This window comes from uncultured Sphingopyxis sp. (assembly GCF_900078365.1).
Classification (GTDB): Bacteria; Pseudomonadota; Alphaproteobacteria; order Sphingomonadales; family Sphingomonadaceae; genus Sphingopyxis.
Genome location: NZ_LT598653.1, coordinates 3,227,024 through 3,246,127, shown reverse-complemented (window position 1 = coordinate 3,246,127; position 19,104 = coordinate 3,227,024). Strand labels below are relative to the sequence as shown.

Here is a 19,104-nt window from a genome sequence, read left to right as displayed (position 1 = left end):
GGTCCGGTCCCGCGGCCCTTCAGAAGCGCTGTTGGCGCTCGTAGAGGTCGCGATAGTGCTGGATGCGCGTGACGCGCAGTCCGGGCATGCCGCTGCGGTCGATCGACCGTTGCCAGCTGGCAAATTCCTCGAGGCTCAACCCATAGCGTTCGCACGCTTCATCGACGGACAGGAGCCCGCCGTTGACGGCCGCGACGACCTCTGCCTTGCGGCGAACGACCCAGCGGGTCGTCGTCGACGGGGGCAGCGAGTCCAGCGTCAGCGGTTCGCCCAAGGGGCCGATGACCTGTGCGGGACGGATTTTCTGATTCTCGATCATGCTCATTCCATATTTGCAACGTCGGAAGGGGGTGTGTCCGACGCTTCATGCTCTAAATCGGAGGGATTCAACATCGGCTGAAATCCTCTGGTAAACAGGCTGTTCATAGTTTCGGGCAGGGCGTGCACATCGTCGGACAGATCGAAGAAGCGAACGACGGACGGAGCCTTTTGTTCCGTCGAGCCGCGCGCGCCGCACAGGATTTGCCGGAGCGCGTTAAGCTTTGCCGCATGGCGATCGCGCTCGGCCCGCGCCCGCAACCGGCGCACCGTCGGCAGCATCGCCTGGCGCGCGCTGGAGACGGCCAATATGATGTCGAAGCCGGGCTTCGACAATCGGGCCGCACCGGCGATGCGCGGAAGATCGGACGGGTCGAGGTTCATGCGACTCGTCTAGCCCATAGGGCCTAAGGTCCCGTAAATGCCTGTTTCAGCACCTGTTAGCGAAGCTTAACCCCCGTCAATATCTTGACAGGCGCGGCGGAAAAGCTGGTATTTCGGGACCGGCATCCCTAGATGGCGCCGACGATGATCGAGGCGATTTCTTCCCCCGCCGGGCTTGCCCAGGCCGATTTTCAGCTGCCCATGCCGCTGAAAGACAGGCGAATCGTCGTCGCCATGTCGGGCGGAGTCGATTCGAGCGTCGTCGCCGCGCTCGCCGCGCGCTCGGGCGCCGAGGTGATTGGCGTGACGTTGCAGCTCTACGATCATGGCACCAAGGCGAAGCGCGTCGGCGCCTGCTGCGCCGGGCAGGATATTCGCGACGCGCGCGCCGTCGCCGACCGGCTGGGGTTCGTGCATCATGTCCATGACCATGAAAGCCGTTTCCGCGACACGGTGATCGACCAGTTCGCCGACGAATATCTTAGCGGAAGGACGCCGATCCCTTGCGTGCGCTGCAACATGGGGGTGAAGTTCACCGACCTGTTCGCGCTCGCGAAGGATCTGGGCGCCGACTGCCTGGCGACCGGCCATTATGTCCGGCGCGTGATGGGGCCCGCGGGCGCCGAGCTGCACCGCGCGGTCGATCCGGCGCGCGACCAGAGCTATTTCCTTTTCGCGACGACGCGGGAGCAGCTCGATTTCCTGCGCTTCCCCTTGGGTGGGCTTGAAAAGAGCGTGGTGCGCGAGATCGCGCGCGAGCTGGGGCTCGGGGTGGCGGGCAAGCCCGACAGCCAGGACATCTGCTTCGTCCCCGACGGCGACTATGCGACGCTGGTCCGGAAGCTGCGCCCAGAGGCCGACGATCAGGGCGCGATCGTCCATGTCGACGGCCGCGTGCTCGGCGCGCACAAGGGGCTGATCCATTATACCGTCGGCCAGCGGCGCGGGATCGAGATCGGCGGACAGGCCGAGCCGCTCTATGTCGTGCGTCTCGACGCGGACAGGAAAGAGGTCGTCGTTGGGCCGCGGCGCGCGCTCGGCGTTTCGGGCGCGCGGCTGGGTGAGGCGAACTGGCTTGCCGATGTCGAGGGGCGCGACGTGCTCGCGAAAGTGCGCAGCATGGCGAAGCCGGTGCCGGCGAAGATCGCGGGCGACCGGCTGGTCTTTGCCGAGGCCGAATATGGCGTCGCGCCGGGGCAGGCGGCGGTGCTGTACGACGCCGCCGATCCTTCGCGCGTGCTCGGCGGCGGCTGGATCGAAGAGACGTTCGCGGCGGACGTCAGGCCGGAATAGATTGCACTTCTTGCTCCGATGCCGCAGCCTGCCGGCAAAACAGGGAGAAGAGTGATGGTCAATTGGGTCTTGCGCGGCGCCGTTCTGCTGTGGGCGCTGCTCTTCGTCATCGTCGGGGTGCGCGGGCTGTTCGATCCCGCGAGCTATACCGAGACCTTCGGCATATTGGTCGAGGGGCCGGCCACCAATACGATCCGCGCCGACCTGTCGGCCTTTTTCCTTGTCGCCGCGGGTAGCGCCGCGATCGGCGCGCTGGTGCCGGGCTGGGTGCGCGCCTTGCTGGTCCCCGCCGCGCTCTACGGCACCGCGCTCGCGGGCCGGCTGTTCGGCGCGGCGAGCGGCGATCCGGTCAATGCGGGGATCGTGCAGGCGATGATCATCGAGGCGCTGACCGTGCTGCTGATGGCCGGAAGCTGGTGGGTGCTGTCGCGGCCGGCGGCGGCGGTGGATGGGGCGGCCGACAGGGTGCATTGAGGGAATGGCGGGTTTCGGCTGGAACTAGCCGTCGCCCCCGCGAAGGCGGGGGCCGCTGTCGGTTTACGCGGGCACTGCTGATTAAGGCCGCTGGCGGCCCCCGCCTTCGCGGGGGCGACGGTTATAGGCAACGTCCGCTCCCACCCCAAAGCTGACCTACTGAAAATGGCAGATTTCCGGCGTTGCTTGTCTTTTTAACCATTTTGTGAGTTACTGCGCGCCGGGTCGCTTTTCCGTTTTCCTTTGGGTGGGGAGGAAGCATATGGCGAGCGATGAGGAAAAAAGGGCGCGTTCGGAGCGGCGGTCGGGCGACCGTCGTGCGGGCGACGACCCGAATTATAACGGGCCGGATCGTCGCAAGGGCGACCGGCGGACAGGCAAGGATCGGCGGCCGGCCGACTAGGGGCCTGACCCCAAGCGCGGCACGCCGGCGGGAGAAGAGTTTTGACCGAACCGCGCGTGCCGCGTCTGAGCGTCGACATCGTGTCCGATGTGATGTGCCCCTGGTGCATCATCGGCTGGCTGAAATTCCGCAAGGTCATCGATCATTTCGCGGGCCGGCTGGACTTCCGCGTCCAGTGGCATCCGTTCGAGCTCAATCCCGATATGCCGCCCGAAGGCGAGGATGCCGCCGCGCATGTGATGCGCAAATATGGCATCAGCGCCGAGCAGAGCCGCGCCAATAGCGGGCGGCTCGCGGGTATCGCGGGCGAGCTGGGTTTCACCTTCAACCGTGGCCCGGCGTTCCGGATGCGCAACAGTTTCGACGCGCATCGGCTGCTGACCTGGGCGGGCGCGATCGAGGAACCCGAACAGGATGGGCCGACGGGCGTGCAGACCGAGCTGAAGCTGGCGTTGTTCAAGGCGCATTTCACCGACAATCGCGATGTCGGCGACACGCAGGTGCTCGCCGATGTCGCGGCGTCGGTCGGGCTCGACCGCGACCGGGCGGCCGCGATTCTCGCTTCGGGCGAGTTCGGCGACATGGTGCGCACCGAGGAAGCCTATTGGGCCGACCGGAATATCACCGGCGTGCCCGCCTTCATCCTCGGCAGCCGGATGCTGGTTCCGGGCGCGCAGGATCCCGAGATGTTCATCCGCGTGATCGAGAATAAGGTGCTCGCGGCGACAGCCTGAGGAACGGCGGTCGGGGCCCGCGCGTTTTCGAGCTATTCCCGAAAGGAGCCCGCCATGATCGACGATCCCCGCAAACCCGAAGCAGAGGCCCCCGAAGCCCGCAACCGCGAGCAGGACGACGAGACCGCGCAGGCGCAGAGCGTCGCCGCGGCGGCGCGGCGCGAGGCGCGGCTGGAGGACAGCGACAAGAAGCCGGGCGGCGGCGCGAGCGACGATGTGCAGGATCTGGTCGACCATATGCGCCAGATGGAGCGGTCGGGCCGGATCGACATGGACGCCTATCGCGGCGAGCGCAGCGACGACGACGAGGATGATGAGTTGGGCCCCGGCGGCGTCGAGGACGACGAGCCGCGCGGCGCGCCCTAACGGTCGCGCACGCGGTGCCCGGCGCGATCGGGCACCGGTTTGGGAAGCCGGCGCGGCTTTCGGGCGGCTTGTCCCGGCCTATGGAGCCGACTCGCTTTCCATGCGTATGATCGTCAGGCTCCCTCCCCCCGGAGCGGCAAGGAGAATGACCATGGCAGAGCATGACCATAGCGCGATCAAGGAAGACATGAATGTCGTGGGCGCCGACGGCGTCCACATCGGCACCGTCGACCATCTCGAGGGCGAACGCATCAAGCTGACCAAGGCCGACAGCGGCGACGGCAAGCATCATTATCTGCCCGCGGGCCTTGTCGCCGCGGTCGAAGGCGACACGGTGCGCCTGTCGGCGAATGCCGCCAACGCGGTCGACCTGTTCGAAGAGGCCGAATAGCCCAATCTGCGGACAACAGAGGGCCGGGCGCGCAATCGGGCGCGCCGGCACCGAACTGGCCCGCTCCCTCCCCTGGGGCGGGCCATTTTCATAGGGCAATTCTCAGGGGGCCGGGCTTTAGGGCGCCGGGCGATGGAACTGGCGAGCGATCCCGTTCCTGCGCTGGGCGGCTAGTCCGTCCTGATTTAGCGGAATCAAACCCTACCCCTCCCCTGAAGGGGAGGGGCTCAATCGGTTCAATCTAAATAGGACAGACTTTAGCGCGGCGAAAGCGAGCCGGCATTCCGGCTGCCTCCCCGATCGCGGACGCGATGGGTCTCTCCAACCCGGTTCGGCGGGGAGCCAGATGCACCCGGCTCCCCCGGCGCGCGGCAACATCTCGCCGTGCGGGAGGTCGCCGCGGCTTGTCCGGGCTCAGCGCGATTCGACCTCGGCGGTCGTGCGCGCCTGGATTTCGGCGCGCGACAGCTTGGTGACGAGGCCGTGGGTCGCGCCCACCGCGCCATGATAGATTTCGGCGAGCGGCACATTGTAGAGCTTGCCGCCGCGGACGATGACCGCGGTGTCGCCTTCGACGCTCTGCACCGTGCCGACGCTGGTGCCGTCGGTGCCGTAGAGCTCGGCGCCGGCGCGCACCTGCTCGCGCGTTGCGAGGGTGAGGTTCGCGGTGTCGACGCTTTTCTGGACCGCGCCGTCGAGCTGATCGACGGTATCGCCGACGGGGTCGGTCGCGTCCTGAACGGCGGCGTTGCCGCTGAGGCCGACCTTTCCGACAAGGTTGACGTTGGCGACGCCGTCGCTGCCGAGGCTGGCGGGATCGCTTTGGGCCAGCGCGGGCGTGGCGGCGAGAAGGGCGGAGGCGGCGGCCAGAAGGGTCAGCGCGCCGGGAACGGGGGCGTGCGCATCTCTCTCTCCATCATCGGGTCGGCATCGGCGTCGCCCTCGGGGGGGGGGTAAGGGACGGCGCCGATGCCTTCGCCGGAGAAACCGGCGCGAAGTCCGCGCGTTGCATCGCGCGGGGCGCGAATGCGACGGACGGTCGCATCCGGGCGACGAGTGGCGAAGGATGCGATGGGGGCTAGTGCGTGCGCGAGCGCGGCGCCCCCGCGATCAGCTTGTTGAGCGTCGCGAGGCGGCGGCGCGCCGCGGTCCAGTCGCGTTCGGGATGCGCCTGAATCTGCTCGAGGAGGATGCGGACCTCCTTGCGGCGGTCGCCTTCGGTTACGGCCTGCATGGGCTTTCTCCTTTCGAGTCGCAGCATAGCATGACGGCGCGGCGGCGGGGAGCGTTCGCCGCGCGGCCGGGGCGGTTGACCCCGGCGGAGGCGCGGCGCGCGGCGGGACGGGCAAGGCTGCGTTGCCGAAGGGCGCGGGGCGTGCGGGCCGAAGATCGCAAAGATGACCCATGCGGCGCATGCGGCAAAGGTCGCAAACATCGCGCGCAGCACGATATTTCATCCGGTCGAGGGCAGGGAGTTCAGCATGTCAAAGAGCCAGCGCGCGAGGCTGGCACGCGGCGGCAATGTAGGAAAGGGGGCGCCGGTCCTATTTTGCACCGGCGGGCGTCGCGGGCGTCAGGGCGTGGCCGCGTCCGGCGGCGGATAGGGCGCGGCGGGAGCGTGGTCGTAGCTCAGGCTTTCGGACAGGCGAAAGCGCCCCTCGGCGGGCATCCATTGCCAGACATTCATATATCTGGCGCCGCCGACGAGCGTCCAGCGCGGCGCGCGCGGTGTCCATTCGAAGAAGAGATGCGCGCCTTCTTCGAGCGCGCCCCAGTCGCCCATCGGCCGGACGATGCGCGATCCGGGGACGAACTGGCGGCGGTTCTTATAGCCTTCGTCCTCGCCGCCGGGCCGGCGCCGCGCGCATTGGCGTTCGAACCCCGCGATCATGTCGGCGCGGTCCTTCGCCGACAGGCCGCCGCGATCGTGGATCATGCGATAATCGGGGGTGAGCAGACCGGTCAGCGCCGGCGGCGTGCAGCCCTCGAACGCCGCCCAGAAAAGGCGCGCATCGTTTTCGGCGATCGCGGCGGTCAGCGCGTCGCCGGTGGGCATCGGCGCGGGGGCGGCGGGCGGCGTTGCGGGCGCCGCGGCCGAAAGCGCGGCGGCGAAGAGGAGTGAAAAGGCCATGAGTCGCTCATCCTTACTGTATCGGTGATATAATACAGTAAGCCAGAAAGAAAGCAAATGTCCGCCGCGTGGCGGCGAAAGCTGGCGCGGGCGCGCCGCGATGCCTATCTGGACGGCGATGACGAACGGGGATCGGAAGATGGTGGTGGTGGCCCGGCTGCGCGCGGCGCCGCTGGTGGGGTGGCAATTCGCCTGCGCGGTGCTGCTCGGCGTGCTCGCGGCGCGGCTGAATTGGGAGGCGTATCCCGCCGATACGCTGCGAGGGATAATCTTCGGGCAGCCTTTGCTGCTGCTTGGCATCGCCGCGGTGCTGGGCGTGTGGGCGTATATCCTTGGTATGTGGCGGCGGCGCGGCGATTATCTGCGCCATGACGGGGTGACGCTCTATCGCGGCACGAGCGCGCGGTGGCCGCTCGCGCTGGTGCGCGATGTCGTGGTGGCGCGCGGCAATCTGGGGCTCGACGCGCTACGGCTGGTCGTCGATGACGACAGTGAGGTCACGCGCGAGCTGGTGAAGCTCTATATGCTCGAAGGCCCGCCCGAGGTGGTGCGCGACGGGGTGATGTTCGCGGTGGCGCGGGTGGGCGGACGGATGGAAGCGGTTACGGTGCATTGAGGGTGAAGGTGGTACGACATAAAGGGTAGCGATCCGCCCGAAATAGCGGATCGCTACAGTTGCTTGGTGTGTTGGTGCTTAGCTGGTGTGGCAAGCGTTGCAGCACCAAAAGCAGCCATTTGACTGCCGATAGTACTTTTTCGCTTCCGCGACGGCCCCGCGGCAGTCGGCATGCCAGCCGAGATCAACCTGGTTGTGAGTGGCTGGGAGATATGTGCAGTTGTTCCGTTCGTGGACCTCATGGTCTCCATTGGACTGCTCATTGCGGTTTACGATGTAGAAAGGCATTATTGTTGCTCCACAGTGTTTGCCAAAGTGCAAACCGAGGAGTAACGACACTGGTGTCGTTGGAGTGAGGTCACTCCTCATCCCGACCGGGGAATGGCGTTGGCGCGCCATTCCCCACTCAGGGGCGAGGCCTATTCTGGCCTAGCCATTTGCAATTTCGGGGTTAGCAAAAAGTTGATCACTGATCAAGAAAAAGGGTTTGGGCCTATGACCCAAACCCTCCATATTTTTAGGCCGCCATCGATTCCCGAGGTGCCTCATCCCATTGTTCTTCCGTTTGCTCTTGCGAATCACGCGTCTCATCACTTTTGCGAACAGAAAAAGTCATAGATAGCGGCTTATCTGCAGAGTGAACGCAGGATATATCAATGTCTCTAAAAACATTTTTTAGCTTATTTACGGCGTCTCTATAAGCCTCAAGCTCTTTTTTTAGAGATGGTTCATCTTCATTGTTTCCGATTTCATCCTCTATGTCAAAGACGTGGAGGATTATTGCGAGCCTAAGGCATTTTTCTATTCCGGGAGATAGTATTCTCTCTCCAGATTCGCATCGGGACATATGTTCTACTGAGATGTCTATCATTTCCGCCAAGTCCTTCGCCTTTATTTTTAGGGCTTTGCGGACAAATTTAATCTCCTCTCCATTCAACTTTCTCGGGTGAGCTAAGCGATGGAGAGCAACCTTTCTAAGAAGGTCTCGCGGATTGGGAATAGTGGTATTTAATACCTTTCCAGTGCTCTTGTCGATCTGTTGCTTGACAGAGTCCTTTAGGATAACCTTGAACGGAGCGCCAAGGTTATCCGCCACAAACTCTGGCAAGACAACCCAGTTGTCTTGCTGGTTCTTCATAGCGATTTATCCTTAGAGGCGCTGTACGCCGTGAACACAGATCCCAACGAGGGGATCAATCGAGAGCGTCACGCGCAAGCGCTCGCCATCGACAGTCGTTCCGGTGATGGAAAAGAAAGCGTCATGCGGGTTCTCCTTGGTTGAGCTAGCGTCGTCGCTTGCTTCGAGAACGTCAATCAGATCGGTCAGCGGGATCGTTTGCGCCTTCATATCGGCTTGGGTCTCAGCCGAAAGCGTGATTTGATCAGAGAGTTGCTCCAACCAAGCTTGGACATATCCCGCGACGAGCGCATTGTTGAGCTTCGCCATAACGTCTCCTAAGCAAGCTATCGCCTTTTGCCAAAAAATTGACCTCAGGTCAACAAAGCATGCGCTGCTTCAAAATCTTCCACTAAATGCCTCAAACCGAAAACCCGCCCGAGTTCCGCCGGTTCGAGCTGGCCGCGAGCACCTTCTTGCCCGTCGGGGTCAGTGCCCATTTGGCGCCCTGCTTGACGACGAGGCCCAGCGTGACGAGTTCGTCGCGGACGGGGTCGGTGGGGAGCTGGGGGCGGCGGTTCGAGAGGCCTTCGAGGGTCGCGCGCTGGGGCTGGCTGAGGATCAGGAGCTTTTCTTTTTTCTTTTCGGTCATTTTTGGCCTCTGACTTCTTGTTGTTCGGTCGGGAGCGTGGCTCTGTTTCGTGAGCCCCCACCCCGCTTCACTAAGCCAGCAAGCTGGCAAGTTTCGCTGCCCCTCCCCTGAAGGGGAGGGGGTTTGGTTTACTCGGCGGCGATGCCGGCTTTCGCAAACATGTCTTCGCCGTCGTCGCCCGCTTCGCCGGCCGTCGCGTCGTCGTCGTTGGCTTTCGCCTTCTTGCGGTTGTCGAAGCTGGTCCAGACGGTGTTCCAGTCGCCGCGCGTCGCGCCCTTGCTGTACTCGGTCGCGCGGGTTTCGAAGAAGTTGGCGTGCTCGACGCCGTTGAGGAGCGGGGCGAGCCAGGGGAGGGGGTGTTCGTCGATCATGTAGATCGGCTGGAAGCCGAGCTGTCCGAGGCGCCAGTCGGCGATGTAGCGGATGTAGCGCTTGATCTCCTTCGGCGTCATGCCGGGGACGGGGCCCTGTTCGAACGCGAGGTCGATGAACGCATCCTCGAGCCGTACCGTCTTCTGGCACGTGTCGATGATGTCTTCCTTCACCGCCTTGGTCAGGCAGCCGCGTTCCTTCACGAAGGTGTGGAACAGCTTGATGATGCCTTCGCAGTGGAGGCTTTCGTCGCGGATCGACCAGCTCACGATCTGGCCCATGCCCTTCATCTTGTTGAAGCGCGGGAAGTTCATCAGCATCGCGAAGCTGGCGAAGAGCTGCAGCCCCTCGGTAAAGCCGCCGAACATCGCGAGCGTGCGCGCGATATCCTCGTCGCTCTCGACCCCGAAGGTGCCCATATAGTCGTGCTTGGCGCGCATCTCGTCATATTCGAGGAACATGCCATATTCGCTCTCGGGCATGCCGATCGTGTCGAGCAGATGGCTGTACGCCGCGATATGCACCGTCTCCATGTTGCTGAACGCGGTCAGCATCATCTTGATCTCGGTCGGCTTGAACACGCGGCCGTATTTTTCGTGGTAGCAATCCTGCACCTCGATGTCGGCCTGGGTGAAGAAGCGGAAGATCTGGGTGAGCAAATTGCGTTCGTGGTCGCTGATCTTCTGCGCCCAGTCGCGGCAATCCTCGCCCAGCGGCACCTCCTCGGGCACCCAGTGGATCTGCTGCTGGCGCTTCCAGAAATCGAACGCCCACGGATATTCGAAGGGCTTGTAGGTTTTGCGGGCTTCGAGAAGGGACATGTTCTTATCCTCGATCTTGATCTCTTGTTTCAGTGTCCCCGCGAAGGCGGGGATCCAGTCTGGCTTGGCGTAATGCCGCTCTGGGTCCCCGCCTTCGCGGGGACACGCGGAGCGTCGGGCCTCACTGGCAGGCCAGACACTCGTCGTAATCGGTGCTCTCGGCGCTCAGTTCGAACTTCGCGGCCTCGGGCGTGTTGTCGGCCTCGACCCCGCCCGCGAAGCCGGCGCGCTGGACCGATTTCGAGCGGAGATAATAGAGCGATTTGATCCCGAGCTCCCACGCGCGATAGTGGAGCATGAGCAGGTCCCACTTCTCGACGTCGGCGGGGATGAAGAGGTTCAGGCTCGCCGCCTGGTCGATATAGGGGGTGCGGTCGGCGGCGAGTTCGAGCAGCCAGCGCTGGTCGATCTCGAAGCTGGTCTTGAACACGTCCTTTTCGTCCTGCGTCAGGAAGTCGAGGTGCTGGACGCTGCCGCCGCGTTCGAGGATCGAGTTCCACACCGCGTCGCTGTTCTTCGCCTTGTCGACGAGCAGGGCTTCCAAATGCGGGTTGCGGATCGAGAAACTGCCCGAGAGCGTCTTGTGGGTGTAGATGTTCGCGGGGATCGGCTCGATGCACGCGCTGGTGCCGCCGCAGATGATGCTGATCGACGCGGTCGGCGCGATCGCCATCTTGCACGAAAAGCGTTCCATCACGCCCTGATCGGCGGCGTCGGGGCAGGGGCCGCGCTCGTTGGCGAGCAGCATCGACGCCTGATCGACCTGCGCGCGGATATGCTTGAAGACGCGCAGGTTCGACGATTTCGCCATCGCGCCCTCGAAGGGCAGGCCGCGCGCCTGGAGGAAGCTGTGGAAGCCCATGACGCCGAGGCCGACCGAGCGTTCGCGGCTCGCGCTATATTTGGCGCGCGCCATTTCGGGCGGGGCGCGGTCGATATAGTCCTGCAGCACATTGTCGAGCATGCGCATGACGTCTTCGATGAAACGCTTGTCGCCGTTCCACTCGTCCCAGGTTTCGAGGTTCAAGGACGAGAGGCAGCAGACCGCGGTGCGATCGTTGCCGAGATGGTCGCGGCCCGTCGGCAGCGTGATTTCGGAGCAGAGGTTCGAGGTCGAAACCTTGAGCCCGAGGTCGCGATGATGCTTGGGCATCATGCGGTTCACCTGATCGATGAAGATGATATAGGGCTCGCCGGTCGCGAGGCGCGTTTCGACGAGCTTCTGGAACAGGCCGCGTGCGTCGACGGTGCCGCGGACGCTCTGGTCCTTGGGGCTGCGCAGGTTGAATTCGGCGCCGTCGCGGACGGCCTCCATGAACTCGTCGGTGATCAGCACGCCGTGGTGGAGGTTCAATGCCTTGCGGTTGAAGTCGCCCGAGGGCTTGCGGACCTCGAGAAACTCCTCGATCTCGGGGTGCGAGATGTCGAGATAGCAGGCGGCCGAGCCGCGGCGGAGCGAGCCCTGGCTGATCGCGAGGGTTAGGCTGTCCATCACGCGGACGAAGGGAATGATGCCGCTGGTCTTGCCGTTGAGGCCGACGGGTTCGCCGATGCCGCGCACCGCGCCCCAATAGGTGCCGATGCCGCCGCCGCGGCTGGCGAGCCAGACATTCTCGTTCCACGTGCCGACGATGCCTTCGAGGCTGTCATCGACCGAGTTCAGATAGCAGCTGATCGGCAGGCCGCGGCCGGTGCCGCCGTTCGAGAGAACGGGGGTCGCGGGCATGAACCAGAGCTTCGAGATATAGTCGTAGAGGCGCTGCGCGTGATCCTGATCGTCGGCATAGGCGTCGGCGACGCGCGCGAAGAGGTCCTGATAGGATTCGCCGGGCAGGAGATAGCGGTCCTGCAGTGTTTCCTTGCCGAAATCGGTGAGCAGCGCGTCGCGGCTCGCGTCGGTCACGATGGCGAAGCGGCGCGCATGCACCTTGGGCTCGCTGCCGTCGTTGAGCTTCGCCGCGGGCTTCGCATCTGCAGGCGATTCGCCCGTCGATTCGGGTGCCGCCGGAGCGTCAGTCTTCGCCAGTTCCATCGTCGCCACGTCGCTCGTCTCCACCCGTTCGCTTTCCCGAAAATCCATTGCATTCGCCCCCGTTCCGACCGCGCACATCGGTGCGCCTTGTTCCTGTCTTGTTCGACTCGGGGCGAAGCCCCGATCCTAGCATCTAAACCTCTCCACGGGGCACTTTATTTGGGCGCAGAAAGGGTTTTTCCGGGTCCATATGCGATGGACGACGGAAATCCGCCACTTGCAGCCTGATACAATTTCTTGGGGTGCCCCCGTGGCCGACCCACCACCTATAGTGCCACGTCGGCGCGGCGATGCAAGACGGTAAATGACAGGTTGAAGACTCGACTCGTCGATAATTTGATTCGTCTCGTCGCTGCCGATGGACGAACGAAACGCGTCGCGCCAGCGTTTCCGCGGCTTTGCGCGCGAAGGGGCGGATATGGGTGCCGGGCCGAAATTTTTTCGGCCGGGAAGAAAGGCTTGCCGCGACGTGCTGTTGCGGCCCGACGCGCGATGCGGTGAGGGGAATGACGGTTCGGCCCGGTCGTCTGCGCGGATCTCCGCGCGGATCGTCGCCGGGCAAAAAGAAAGGGCCCCGGCGATGCCGGAGCCCTCTCCTTAATTTGTTTCCGAGTTAGGCCTGACCGCCACCGTTACCGGTGCCGCCGCCACCCAGAAATTTCCAAAACCAACCCATTTCAGATCTCCTGTTGGCACTGCCCATGCGGAACAGTTAACGGAGCGTATACCTTAATTAGTAAGGTAAATCGAGTCTTAACTATAAGCATTACTGCCAATCTGGCAGTTATGCGGTGCGGTTCTGCGGGGAGGCGGAGAGAGTCGCGGCGAGTTCGGAAAACAATTGGGGTTTTCCAAGGTGATAGCCTTGACCGACATCGCAGCCGAGGCCCGCGAGCAGCGCCATGGTTTCGGCGTCCTCAATGCCTTCGGCGACCGCGACGGCGCCGAGGCGGTGTGCGAGATCGATCGTCGATTTGACCACTTCGAGGTTCCGCTGCGAATCGCGCATCGTCATCACGAATCGCTTGTCGATCTTGATCTCGTCGGCCTCGATCTCGGTCAGATATTCGAGGTTCGACTGGCCGGTGCCATAATCGTCGATCGACAGACGAATACCTGTCCGGCGCAGCTGGGCGAGCGTCTGGCGCGCCTGGCGGCTGTTTTCGATCTGCGCGGTTTCGGTGATCTCGATCGTCAAAACCTCGGGCGGCAGATGATGCGCGGTCAGCATCACGCGGATCGTGCCGACGAGGTCGCTGTGGTCGAGCAGGCTGGCGGACAGGTTGACCGACATGTTGATGCGCAAGCCGCGCTCGTGGAACTGCGCCGCCGAGCGGATCGCCTGATCCATCACGAACAGGGTGAGGCGATAGATGTCCTGGCTCTTTTCGGCCTGGACGATGAACTCGTCGGGGGGGATCGGCCCGCGTGTCGGGTGCGTCCAGCGCGCGAGTGCTTCGACCCCGACGAGCCTCTTCGTCGCGATTTCATATTGCGGCTGGAAGGCGACCCAGATGTCGCCGCCGGTGAGCGCGTCTTCGAGTTGGGAGTGGAAGGAGAGTTGCCAGCCGGCGTCTTCCTTCTGGCGCGAGGTATATTTGGTCCACAGCGCGCGGGTGCGGATCGCGCGTTCGGCAGCGACGAGCGCGGCCGCGAGGCGCTGTGCGTTCGAGCCTTCGAACTCGTCGTTGACCCCGAAGGCGATCGCGACGTCGACGCGCAGCTCGCCGATCGTCAGCGGCGCGTTGAACAGCGCGGCGAGGCCCGCGAGCTGCCCCTCAATCTGGCTGTGCTGATAATAGGGGACGAGCCAGGCGAAGGTGCCGTCGAGATCGTGGTGGAGCGCGGTGCCCTGCGAGGCGAGCTGGAGGCGGCGGGTGACCTGTTCGACGAGCTTGCCGATGCCGTCCCCCGGGATGAAGGCGGCAAGATCTTCGAAATTGACGACCTTGGCCGCGATGACGGTGGCGCTGCCGAACGAGGGTTGCGAGCGCAAGGCTTCGAAATTGGGGAGGCCCGATAGGGGATTTTCGCGCTGTGCCAAGCGGCGGCGACTGGTACGCGAGACGTTCGCGCCGATCACGGCGGCAAGAAACAGGGCGGCCCCGATCGAACTGCTGACCAGCATCGTCATCAGATAGATTTTGCTGACGATCAGCACGATGGCGAGCGCCGCGGCGATGATGTTGAACCAGCGTGCGCGGCGAAAGGCGGCTGCGGCAAGCAGGAAGACCGCCGTGATGGCGAGATGAGGAAACCAGCCGATGTCGACGGGCATGCCGCGTTTCAGCGTTTCAGCACCGATCACATGCACATAAGCGCCCGGCACGCGGTCGTGCCCGGGAAGATAATGATTGTCCTGAAACTCCGCTGCAGTCGGTGCGAAGATTACGTCGCGGCCGGCCAGTTCGCGCGCGACCTTGCCCGACAGGACGTCGCTTGCGCTATATTCGGTGATCGAACTCGTCTTGTAGGAATAATCGAGAGCATAAACTCCGGCGTCGTTCGATCGCCGGTTCGCGAGCAACGACGAGAAGCTTGGAATGGCCCGACCGTCGACGTCCAGCGTGATCGGTATCCGCCAGACCTGCCAGAGTTCATATTCCCAGCCGATGCACGCGATCTGGACGGCGGTACCGAAGGCGGGGCTGGGGAAGCGCGCCAATTCGGAATCCCCGCTGCGTGCCGATTTCGCCGCGACCGCGAGGATGGCGCGGTCGCCCATTTTCCTCACCGCCGCGGTCAGCAACCGAAAATCGGGATCCCTTTCGCGCCGGTCATAAGTAAAGTCGATAAACAGGCGTTTGGCGCCGGCCCGGTCGATCGCATCGACCACCTGCGCATGCCGGGTCATCGAAAAATCGCGACCGGCGACTTCGTCGAGCGTCCGGTCGTCGAGGGCCACCACGACGATGTCATCCGAGACCGGTCGCCACGCAACGCGGCCAATCGCAGCCTCGATGACGCGATCGATCGGCTCGCTGACCGCAGCCAGCCCCACGACCACGCTGAGCAGTAGCGACAGTGCGATCGTCCGCCAGCTGATGATCAGACTTTTGACCGGGAAGGGCACGCACGTCTCCAGCAATTGCCGGTCGCGTCTAGTCCCAGATGGTTATCATCGCGTTAATTATGAATGAAATCCTGCGCGGCCCGGGAAGAGGGAAAGCACAGGATTTCCTATGATTCAGCCCATCGCGGGCAGCGGTTCGAGCGCCGCGTCGCCGGCGAGCGCCGATGCCGCCAGCCCCGTTGCCACTGGAACGATCTGCTGAAGGTAGAAACGCGTCGAGGCGATCTTGGCTTCGAGGAAGGCGCGGTCGCCTTCGCCCTCGTCGAGCGCGGCGCGCGCGGCCTTGTGCTGGATCGCCATCAGCCAGCCGCAGGTCGCGGTCGCGAGCATGGTGAGATAGGGGTAGCTGCCCGCGAGGCGGTCTGCGGTCGGAGCATTGACCATCCAGTCGGTGACCGCGCGGCACGCATCGACGAGCTGCTGCAATTCGGGGAAATCGGCGGCGCCGGCCGCAACATCGTCGATGAGGCCGCGGACGAGGTCGCCGCCCGCCATGCCGAGCTTGCGGCCCACCAGATCGGCCGCCTGGATGCCGTTGGTGCCTTCATAGATCGGGGCGATGCGCGCGTCGCGATAATGCTGCGCGGCGCCGGTTTCCTCGATGAAGCCCATGCCGCCATGGACCTGCACGCCGAGGCTGGCGACTTCGCAGCCGATGTCGGTCGCGTGCGCCTTGACGAGCGGGATGAGGATGTCCGCGCGCATCGCGGCCGCCTCGTCGCCCAATTTGCCGAAGTCGATCTGCGCCGCGGCATAGTAAGTGAGCGCGCGCGCGGCCTCGGTCTGCGCGCGCATTCGCCATAGCATGCGGCGGACGTCGGGGTGCTGGTCGATTGTCACCGGAGTGCGGTCGGGCGAGCCCGCGAGCGCCGACTGGACGCGTTCGGCGGCGAAGGCCTGCGCCTGCTGCGTCGCGCGCTCGCCGATCTGGATGCCCTGGCAGCCGATCATCAGGCGGGCATTGTTCATCATCACGAACATCGCGCGCATGCCGCCCATTTCGTCGCCGACGATCTCGCCGAGGCAGTCCTCGTCCTCGCCATAGACCATCACCGCGGTCGGCGAGCCATGGATGCCGAGCTTGTGCTCGATCGAGGCGCAATGGACGCCGTTCGAAATCGTCGGATTGCCCGCGTCGTCGAGGCGATATTTGGGGACGAGGAAAAGCGAGATGCCGCGCGTTCCCTCGGGCGCGCCGGGGGTGCGTGCGAGAACGAGGTGGACGATATTGTCGGTGAGGTCGTGCTCGCCGAAGGTGATGAAGATCTTCTGGCCGCGGATTTTATAGAGGCCGGCGTTCCGGCCCTCGGTGATCTTTTCGGCGGTCGAGCGCAGCGCGCCGACGTCGCTGCCCGCGGCGGGCTCGGTCAGGTTCATCGTGCCGTTCCACTCGCCGGTGACCAGCTTGGGAAGCCAGGTCTGCCGCTGTTCCTCGGTGCCATAGGCCATCAGCGCGTGGATCGCGCCGGGGGTGAGGATGCTGCACAGCGAAAAGCCCATGTTCGCGCTGCCGAGCGCCTCGATCACCACGGTCGCGAGGGTGAAGGGCAGGTCCTGCCCGCCATATTCGCCGGGGCCGTCGATGCTGCCCCAGCCCGCCTCGACGAACTGTTTGTACGCCTCCTTGAAGCCCGGGGGCATGGTGACCTTACCGTTGTCCCACTTGGGGTTTTGCGTATCGCCGACGCGGTTCAAGGGCGCATAGACGTCGGCGGCGAATTCGCCGATGCCGGTGACGATCGCCTCGACCATGTCGGGGGTCGCGGCGGCGAAACGCTCATGCTGCGCCATCGCGTCGATGCGCGCGATATGGTTGAGAACGAAGAGCTGTTCGGTGGTGGGCGGCGTATAGGTCATGGGCTCGGCACTTTGCTGGTGAATATCGTTGCGCGGGCGCTATAGCGCGGCATGGCCCATGCCTCAAAGCATACACTTGTTCGCGCCTTCGATAGCGCTTCTATCGCCGAGGCGGCGGCGCTGATCGCGGGCGGGCAGCCGGTCGCGGTGCCGACCGAGACGGTCTATGGTCTTGCCGCCGATGCGCGGAACGCCGAGGCGGTGGCGCGCATCTATGCCGCGAAGGGGCGGCCCGATTTCAACCCGCTGATCGTGCATGTGCCGACGCTTGGCGTCGCCGAGACGCTGGGCGCGTTCGGGGCGGCCGAGCGCGCGCTCGCGACGCGCTTCTGGCCGGGCCCGCTGACGCTGGTCGTGCCGCGCACGCCGGGATGCCCGGTCGCGAGCATCGCGACGGCGGGGCTCGATACGATTGCGCTGAGGGTGCCGGGGCACCGCGCGATGCAGGCGCTGCTGGCGGAGAGCGGCGCGCCGCTCGCGGCGCCGAGCGCCAATGCGAGCGGGCGGGTGAGCCCGACGAAGGCGGAGCATGTGCTGGCGAGCCTGGGCGGGCGGATCGCGCTGGTAATCGACGACGGGCCGACGACGGCGGGCGTCGAATCGACGATCGCGCGGGTGCGCGATGGCGCGGTCGAGATATTGCGGCCGGGACCGGTGACGGCGGATATGCTGGCGGAGGCTGCCGGGCTGCCGGCCGCCGGGGTGAAGGGATCGGAGGTCGTCGCGCCGGGGATGCTGGCGAGCCATTATGCGCCGGGCAAGCCGGTGCGGCTGGGGGCGGCGGGTTTTGCCGACGACGAATATGGCATCGGGTTCGGCGCTGTCGCCGGCGATTATGATCTGAGCGCGACGGGCGATCTGACCGAGGCGGCGGCGCGGCTGTTCGACGCGCTGCATGCGGGGGCGGCGAGTGCGAAGGCGAAGATCGCGGTTGCGATGATCCCGGGCGAGGGGTTGGGCGCGGCGATCAACGACCGGCTGGCGCGCGCGGCGGTGTGACCTGCTCCCCTCCCGCTTGCGGGAGGGGTTGGGGGTGGGCAGCGCCGTCGCAATGCCCACCCCGCTGCGACTAGCGGCCCTTCGACAAGCTCAGGACTCGCAAGTCTCGCTGCCCCTCCCGCAGGCGGGAGGGGATAAACAAGTCATGCCGCCGCCGGTTCGATGGGGTCCTCGTGCGGCACCTTGCGCGCGACGATCAGGCAGGCGGCGACGATCAGCAGCGCGCCGGCGAGCGTCGGGAGCGTCACCGGTTCGCCGTAGAAATACCAGCCGAAGAGCATTGCCCAGAGGAAGCCGGTATATTCGGTCGTTGCGAGAATCTGCGTCTCGGCGCGGGCATAGGCCCAGCTCAGAAGGAGCAGCGAGGTGGTCGCGAGGAGGGCGGCGCCCATGATGTTCGGGGCCTGCGTGGCGGCGGGCACCGCGAGGAACCATGGCGCGCCGAGCGCGAGGATCGCGGCGACGAAGAAATTCTGGAAGAAGGCGATCTCCATCGGCTCGGCCATCTTCGCCTGCCGCCGCGCGAGGATGAGGTTATAGGCGTAGAAGGTCGCGGACAGGAACACCGCGCCGACCGCCCACAGCGCCTCCTCATCATAATCGCCGCCGAGCTTGCCCGCGACGATGACGACCACCCCGGCCAGCCCGAGCAGCGATGCCGCGATCGAGCGCGGGCCGATCTTCTCGCCCAAAAAGATCGCCGCCATATAGAGCGCCATCAGCGGCGCGACGAAAGCGAGCGCGATCGCTTCGGCAATCGGCAGCCGCGCGAGCGCCCAGAAGAAGCATAGCGCCATGCCCGCGACGAAGAGCGAGCGCCAGGCGTGGATTCGCAACGTCGCCCGGCCGGGCCATTTGGGGCGGCTCGCAAGATAGAACGCACCCGCGAGGAACGTGCCGGCGCCGGTGCGCCAGAGCACGGCATTATAGGCGCCGATGTCGATCGATAGCCCCTTCATCAGCACGTCCATCGCCGAATAGGTCGCGATCCCCGCGCAGGCGATCAGAAAGGGGATGGCGGGCGAGGGCGAATCGGGGCGCATGGGAAGGGGCTGTAGCTTTCCTTCTCCC

At 64.8% G+C, this 19,104-nt stretch carries 20 protein-coding genes; 7 read left to right on the top strand and 13 right to left on the bottom strand.

Annotation, left to right across the window (positions count from 1 at the left end; translation table 11 throughout):
* Positions 1-19: 19 nt before the first annotated feature.
* Complete coding sequence (locus tag QZL87_RS15085) at positions 20-319, bottom strand: DUF1153 domain-containing protein (RefSeq protein WP_295320916.1); 300 nt, start codon at positions 317-319, stop codon at positions 20-22.
* A gap of 2 nt (positions 320-321) precedes the next feature.
* Positions 322-702, bottom strand: coding sequence for a hypothetical protein (locus tag QZL87_RS15080; protein ID WP_295320914.1), 381 nt, complete (start codon positions 700-702; stop codon positions 322-324).
* Positions 703-834: 132 nt separating this feature from the next.
* Here QZL87_RS15080 and mnmA point away from each other — a divergent pair, with 132 nt between their 5' ends.
* The 5 genes from mnmA to QZL87_RS15055 all read left to right on the top strand — a co-directional run bounded on the left by mnmA (position 835) and on the right by QZL87_RS15055 (position 4,363).
* Complete coding sequence (mnmA, locus tag QZL87_RS15075; RefSeq protein WP_295320912.1) at positions 835-1,995, top strand: tRNA 2-thiouridine(34) synthase MnmA; 1,161 nt, start codon at positions 835-837, stop codon at positions 1,993-1,995.
* Positions 1,996-2,049: 54 nt separating this feature from the next.
* The gene (locus tag QZL87_RS15070; protein WP_295320910.1) at positions 2,050-2,469 is read left to right on the top strand and encodes a hypothetical protein; all 420 of its coding nucleotides are present in this window, start codon (positions 2,050-2,052) and stop codon (positions 2,467-2,469) included.
* 459 nt (positions 2,470-2,928) lie between these two features.
* The gene (locus QZL87_RS15065) at positions 2,929-3,606 is read left to right on the top strand and encodes a DsbA family oxidoreductase (RefSeq protein WP_295320908.1); all 678 of its coding nucleotides are present in this window, start codon (positions 2,929-2,931) and stop codon (positions 3,604-3,606) included.
* A gap of 54 nt (positions 3,607-3,660) precedes the next feature.
* The gene (locus tag QZL87_RS15060; RefSeq protein ID WP_295320906.1) at positions 3,661-3,972 is read left to right on the top strand and encodes a hypothetical protein; all 312 of its coding nucleotides are present in this window, start codon (positions 3,661-3,663) and stop codon (positions 3,970-3,972) included.
* A 151-nt stretch (positions 3,973-4,123) separates the two neighbouring features.
* The gene (locus tag QZL87_RS15055; RefSeq protein ID WP_295320904.1) at positions 4,124-4,363 is read left to right on the top strand and encodes a DUF2171 domain-containing protein; all 240 of its coding nucleotides are present in this window, start codon (positions 4,124-4,126) and stop codon (positions 4,361-4,363) included.
* 414 nt (positions 4,364-4,777) lie between these two features.
* Here QZL87_RS15055 and QZL87_RS15050 read toward each other — a convergent pair whose 3' ends face one another.
* The 3 genes from QZL87_RS15050 to QZL87_RS15040 all read right to left on the bottom strand — a co-directional run bounded on the left by QZL87_RS15050 (position 4,778) and on the right by QZL87_RS15040 (position 6,494).
* Positions 4,778-4,999 (bottom strand): hypothetical protein, encoded by a 222-nt coding sequence (locus QZL87_RS15050; RefSeq protein ID WP_295320902.1) that lies wholly within the window; start codon positions 4,997-4,999, stop codon positions 4,778-4,780.
* 442 nt (positions 5,000-5,441) lie between these two features.
* Positions 5,442-5,597 (bottom strand): hypothetical protein, encoded by a 156-nt coding sequence (locus tag QZL87_RS15045; RefSeq protein ID WP_295320900.1) that lies wholly within the window; start codon positions 5,595-5,597, stop codon positions 5,442-5,444.
* 339 nt (positions 5,598-5,936) lie between these two features.
* Positions 5,937-6,494, bottom strand: coding sequence for a DUF4440 domain-containing protein (locus QZL87_RS15040; protein ID WP_295320897.1), 558 nt, complete (start codon positions 6,492-6,494; stop codon positions 5,937-5,939).
* A 100-nt stretch (positions 6,495-6,594) separates the two neighbouring features.
* On the opposite strand from QZL87_RS15040, the gene QZL87_RS15035 reads away from it, so the two are divergent.
* Positions 6,595-7,110: a hypothetical protein gene (locus QZL87_RS15035; RefSeq protein ID WP_295320895.1), complete on the top strand. Its 516-nt coding sequence runs from the start codon at positions 6,595-6,597 to the stop codon at positions 7,108-7,110.
* 517 nt (positions 7,111-7,627) lie between these two features.
* Here the strand turns inward: QZL87_RS15035 and QZL87_RS15030 are convergent.
* The 7 genes from QZL87_RS15030 to QZL87_RS15000 form a co-directional block, all read right to left on the bottom strand.
* Positions 7,628-8,248: a helix-turn-helix transcriptional regulator gene (locus QZL87_RS15030; protein WP_295320892.1), complete on the bottom strand. Its 621-nt coding sequence runs from the start codon at positions 8,246-8,248 to the stop codon at positions 7,628-7,630.
* 12 nt (positions 8,249-8,260) lie between these two features.
* Positions 8,261-8,557, bottom strand: coding sequence for a hypothetical protein (locus QZL87_RS15025; RefSeq protein WP_295320890.1), 297 nt, complete (start codon positions 8,555-8,557; stop codon positions 8,261-8,263).
* A gap of 91 nt (positions 8,558-8,648) precedes the next feature.
* Positions 8,649-8,879 (bottom strand): hypothetical protein, encoded by a 231-nt coding sequence (locus QZL87_RS15020; RefSeq protein ID WP_037554869.1) that lies wholly within the window; start codon positions 8,877-8,879, stop codon positions 8,649-8,651.
* A gap of 128 nt (positions 8,880-9,007) precedes the next feature.
* Complete coding sequence (locus QZL87_RS15015; RefSeq protein WP_295320889.1) at positions 9,008-10,072, bottom strand: ribonucleotide-diphosphate reductase subunit beta; 1,065 nt, start codon at positions 10,070-10,072, stop codon at positions 9,008-9,010.
* Between the two features lie 121 nt (positions 10,073-10,193).
* Positions 10,194-12,152, bottom strand: a complete 1,959-nt coding sequence (locus tag QZL87_RS15010; RefSeq protein WP_295320887.1) for a ribonucleoside-diphosphate reductase subunit alpha — start codon at positions 12,150-12,152, stop codon at positions 10,194-10,196.
* 736 nt (positions 12,153-12,888) lie between these two features.
* On the bottom strand, positions 12,889-15,177 hold the full coding sequence (locus tag QZL87_RS15005; RefSeq protein ID WP_295320885.1) for an EAL domain-containing protein: 2,289 nt from the start codon (positions 15,175-15,177) through the stop codon (positions 12,889-12,891).
* 114 nt (positions 15,178-15,291) lie between these two features.
* Complete coding sequence (locus tag QZL87_RS15000) at positions 15,292-17,034, bottom strand: acyl-CoA dehydrogenase (protein WP_295320883.1); 1,743 nt, start codon at positions 17,032-17,034, stop codon at positions 15,292-15,294.
* 51 nt (positions 17,035-17,085) lie between these two features.
* Between QZL87_RS15000 and QZL87_RS14995 the strand changes: the two genes are divergently transcribed.
* A complete protein-coding gene (locus QZL87_RS14995) occupies positions 17,086-18,033 on the top strand; it encodes an L-threonylcarbamoyladenylate synthase (protein WP_295320881.1) in 948 nt (315 codons plus the stop codon).
* A gap of 143 nt (positions 18,034-18,176) precedes the next feature.
* Here QZL87_RS14995 and QZL87_RS14990 read toward each other — a convergent pair whose 3' ends face one another.
* Positions 18,177-19,076 (bottom strand): DMT family transporter, encoded by a 900-nt coding sequence (locus QZL87_RS14990; RefSeq protein WP_295320878.1) that lies wholly within the window; start codon positions 19,074-19,076, stop codon positions 18,177-18,179.
* Between the last annotated feature and the right edge of the window lie 28 nt (positions 19,077-19,104).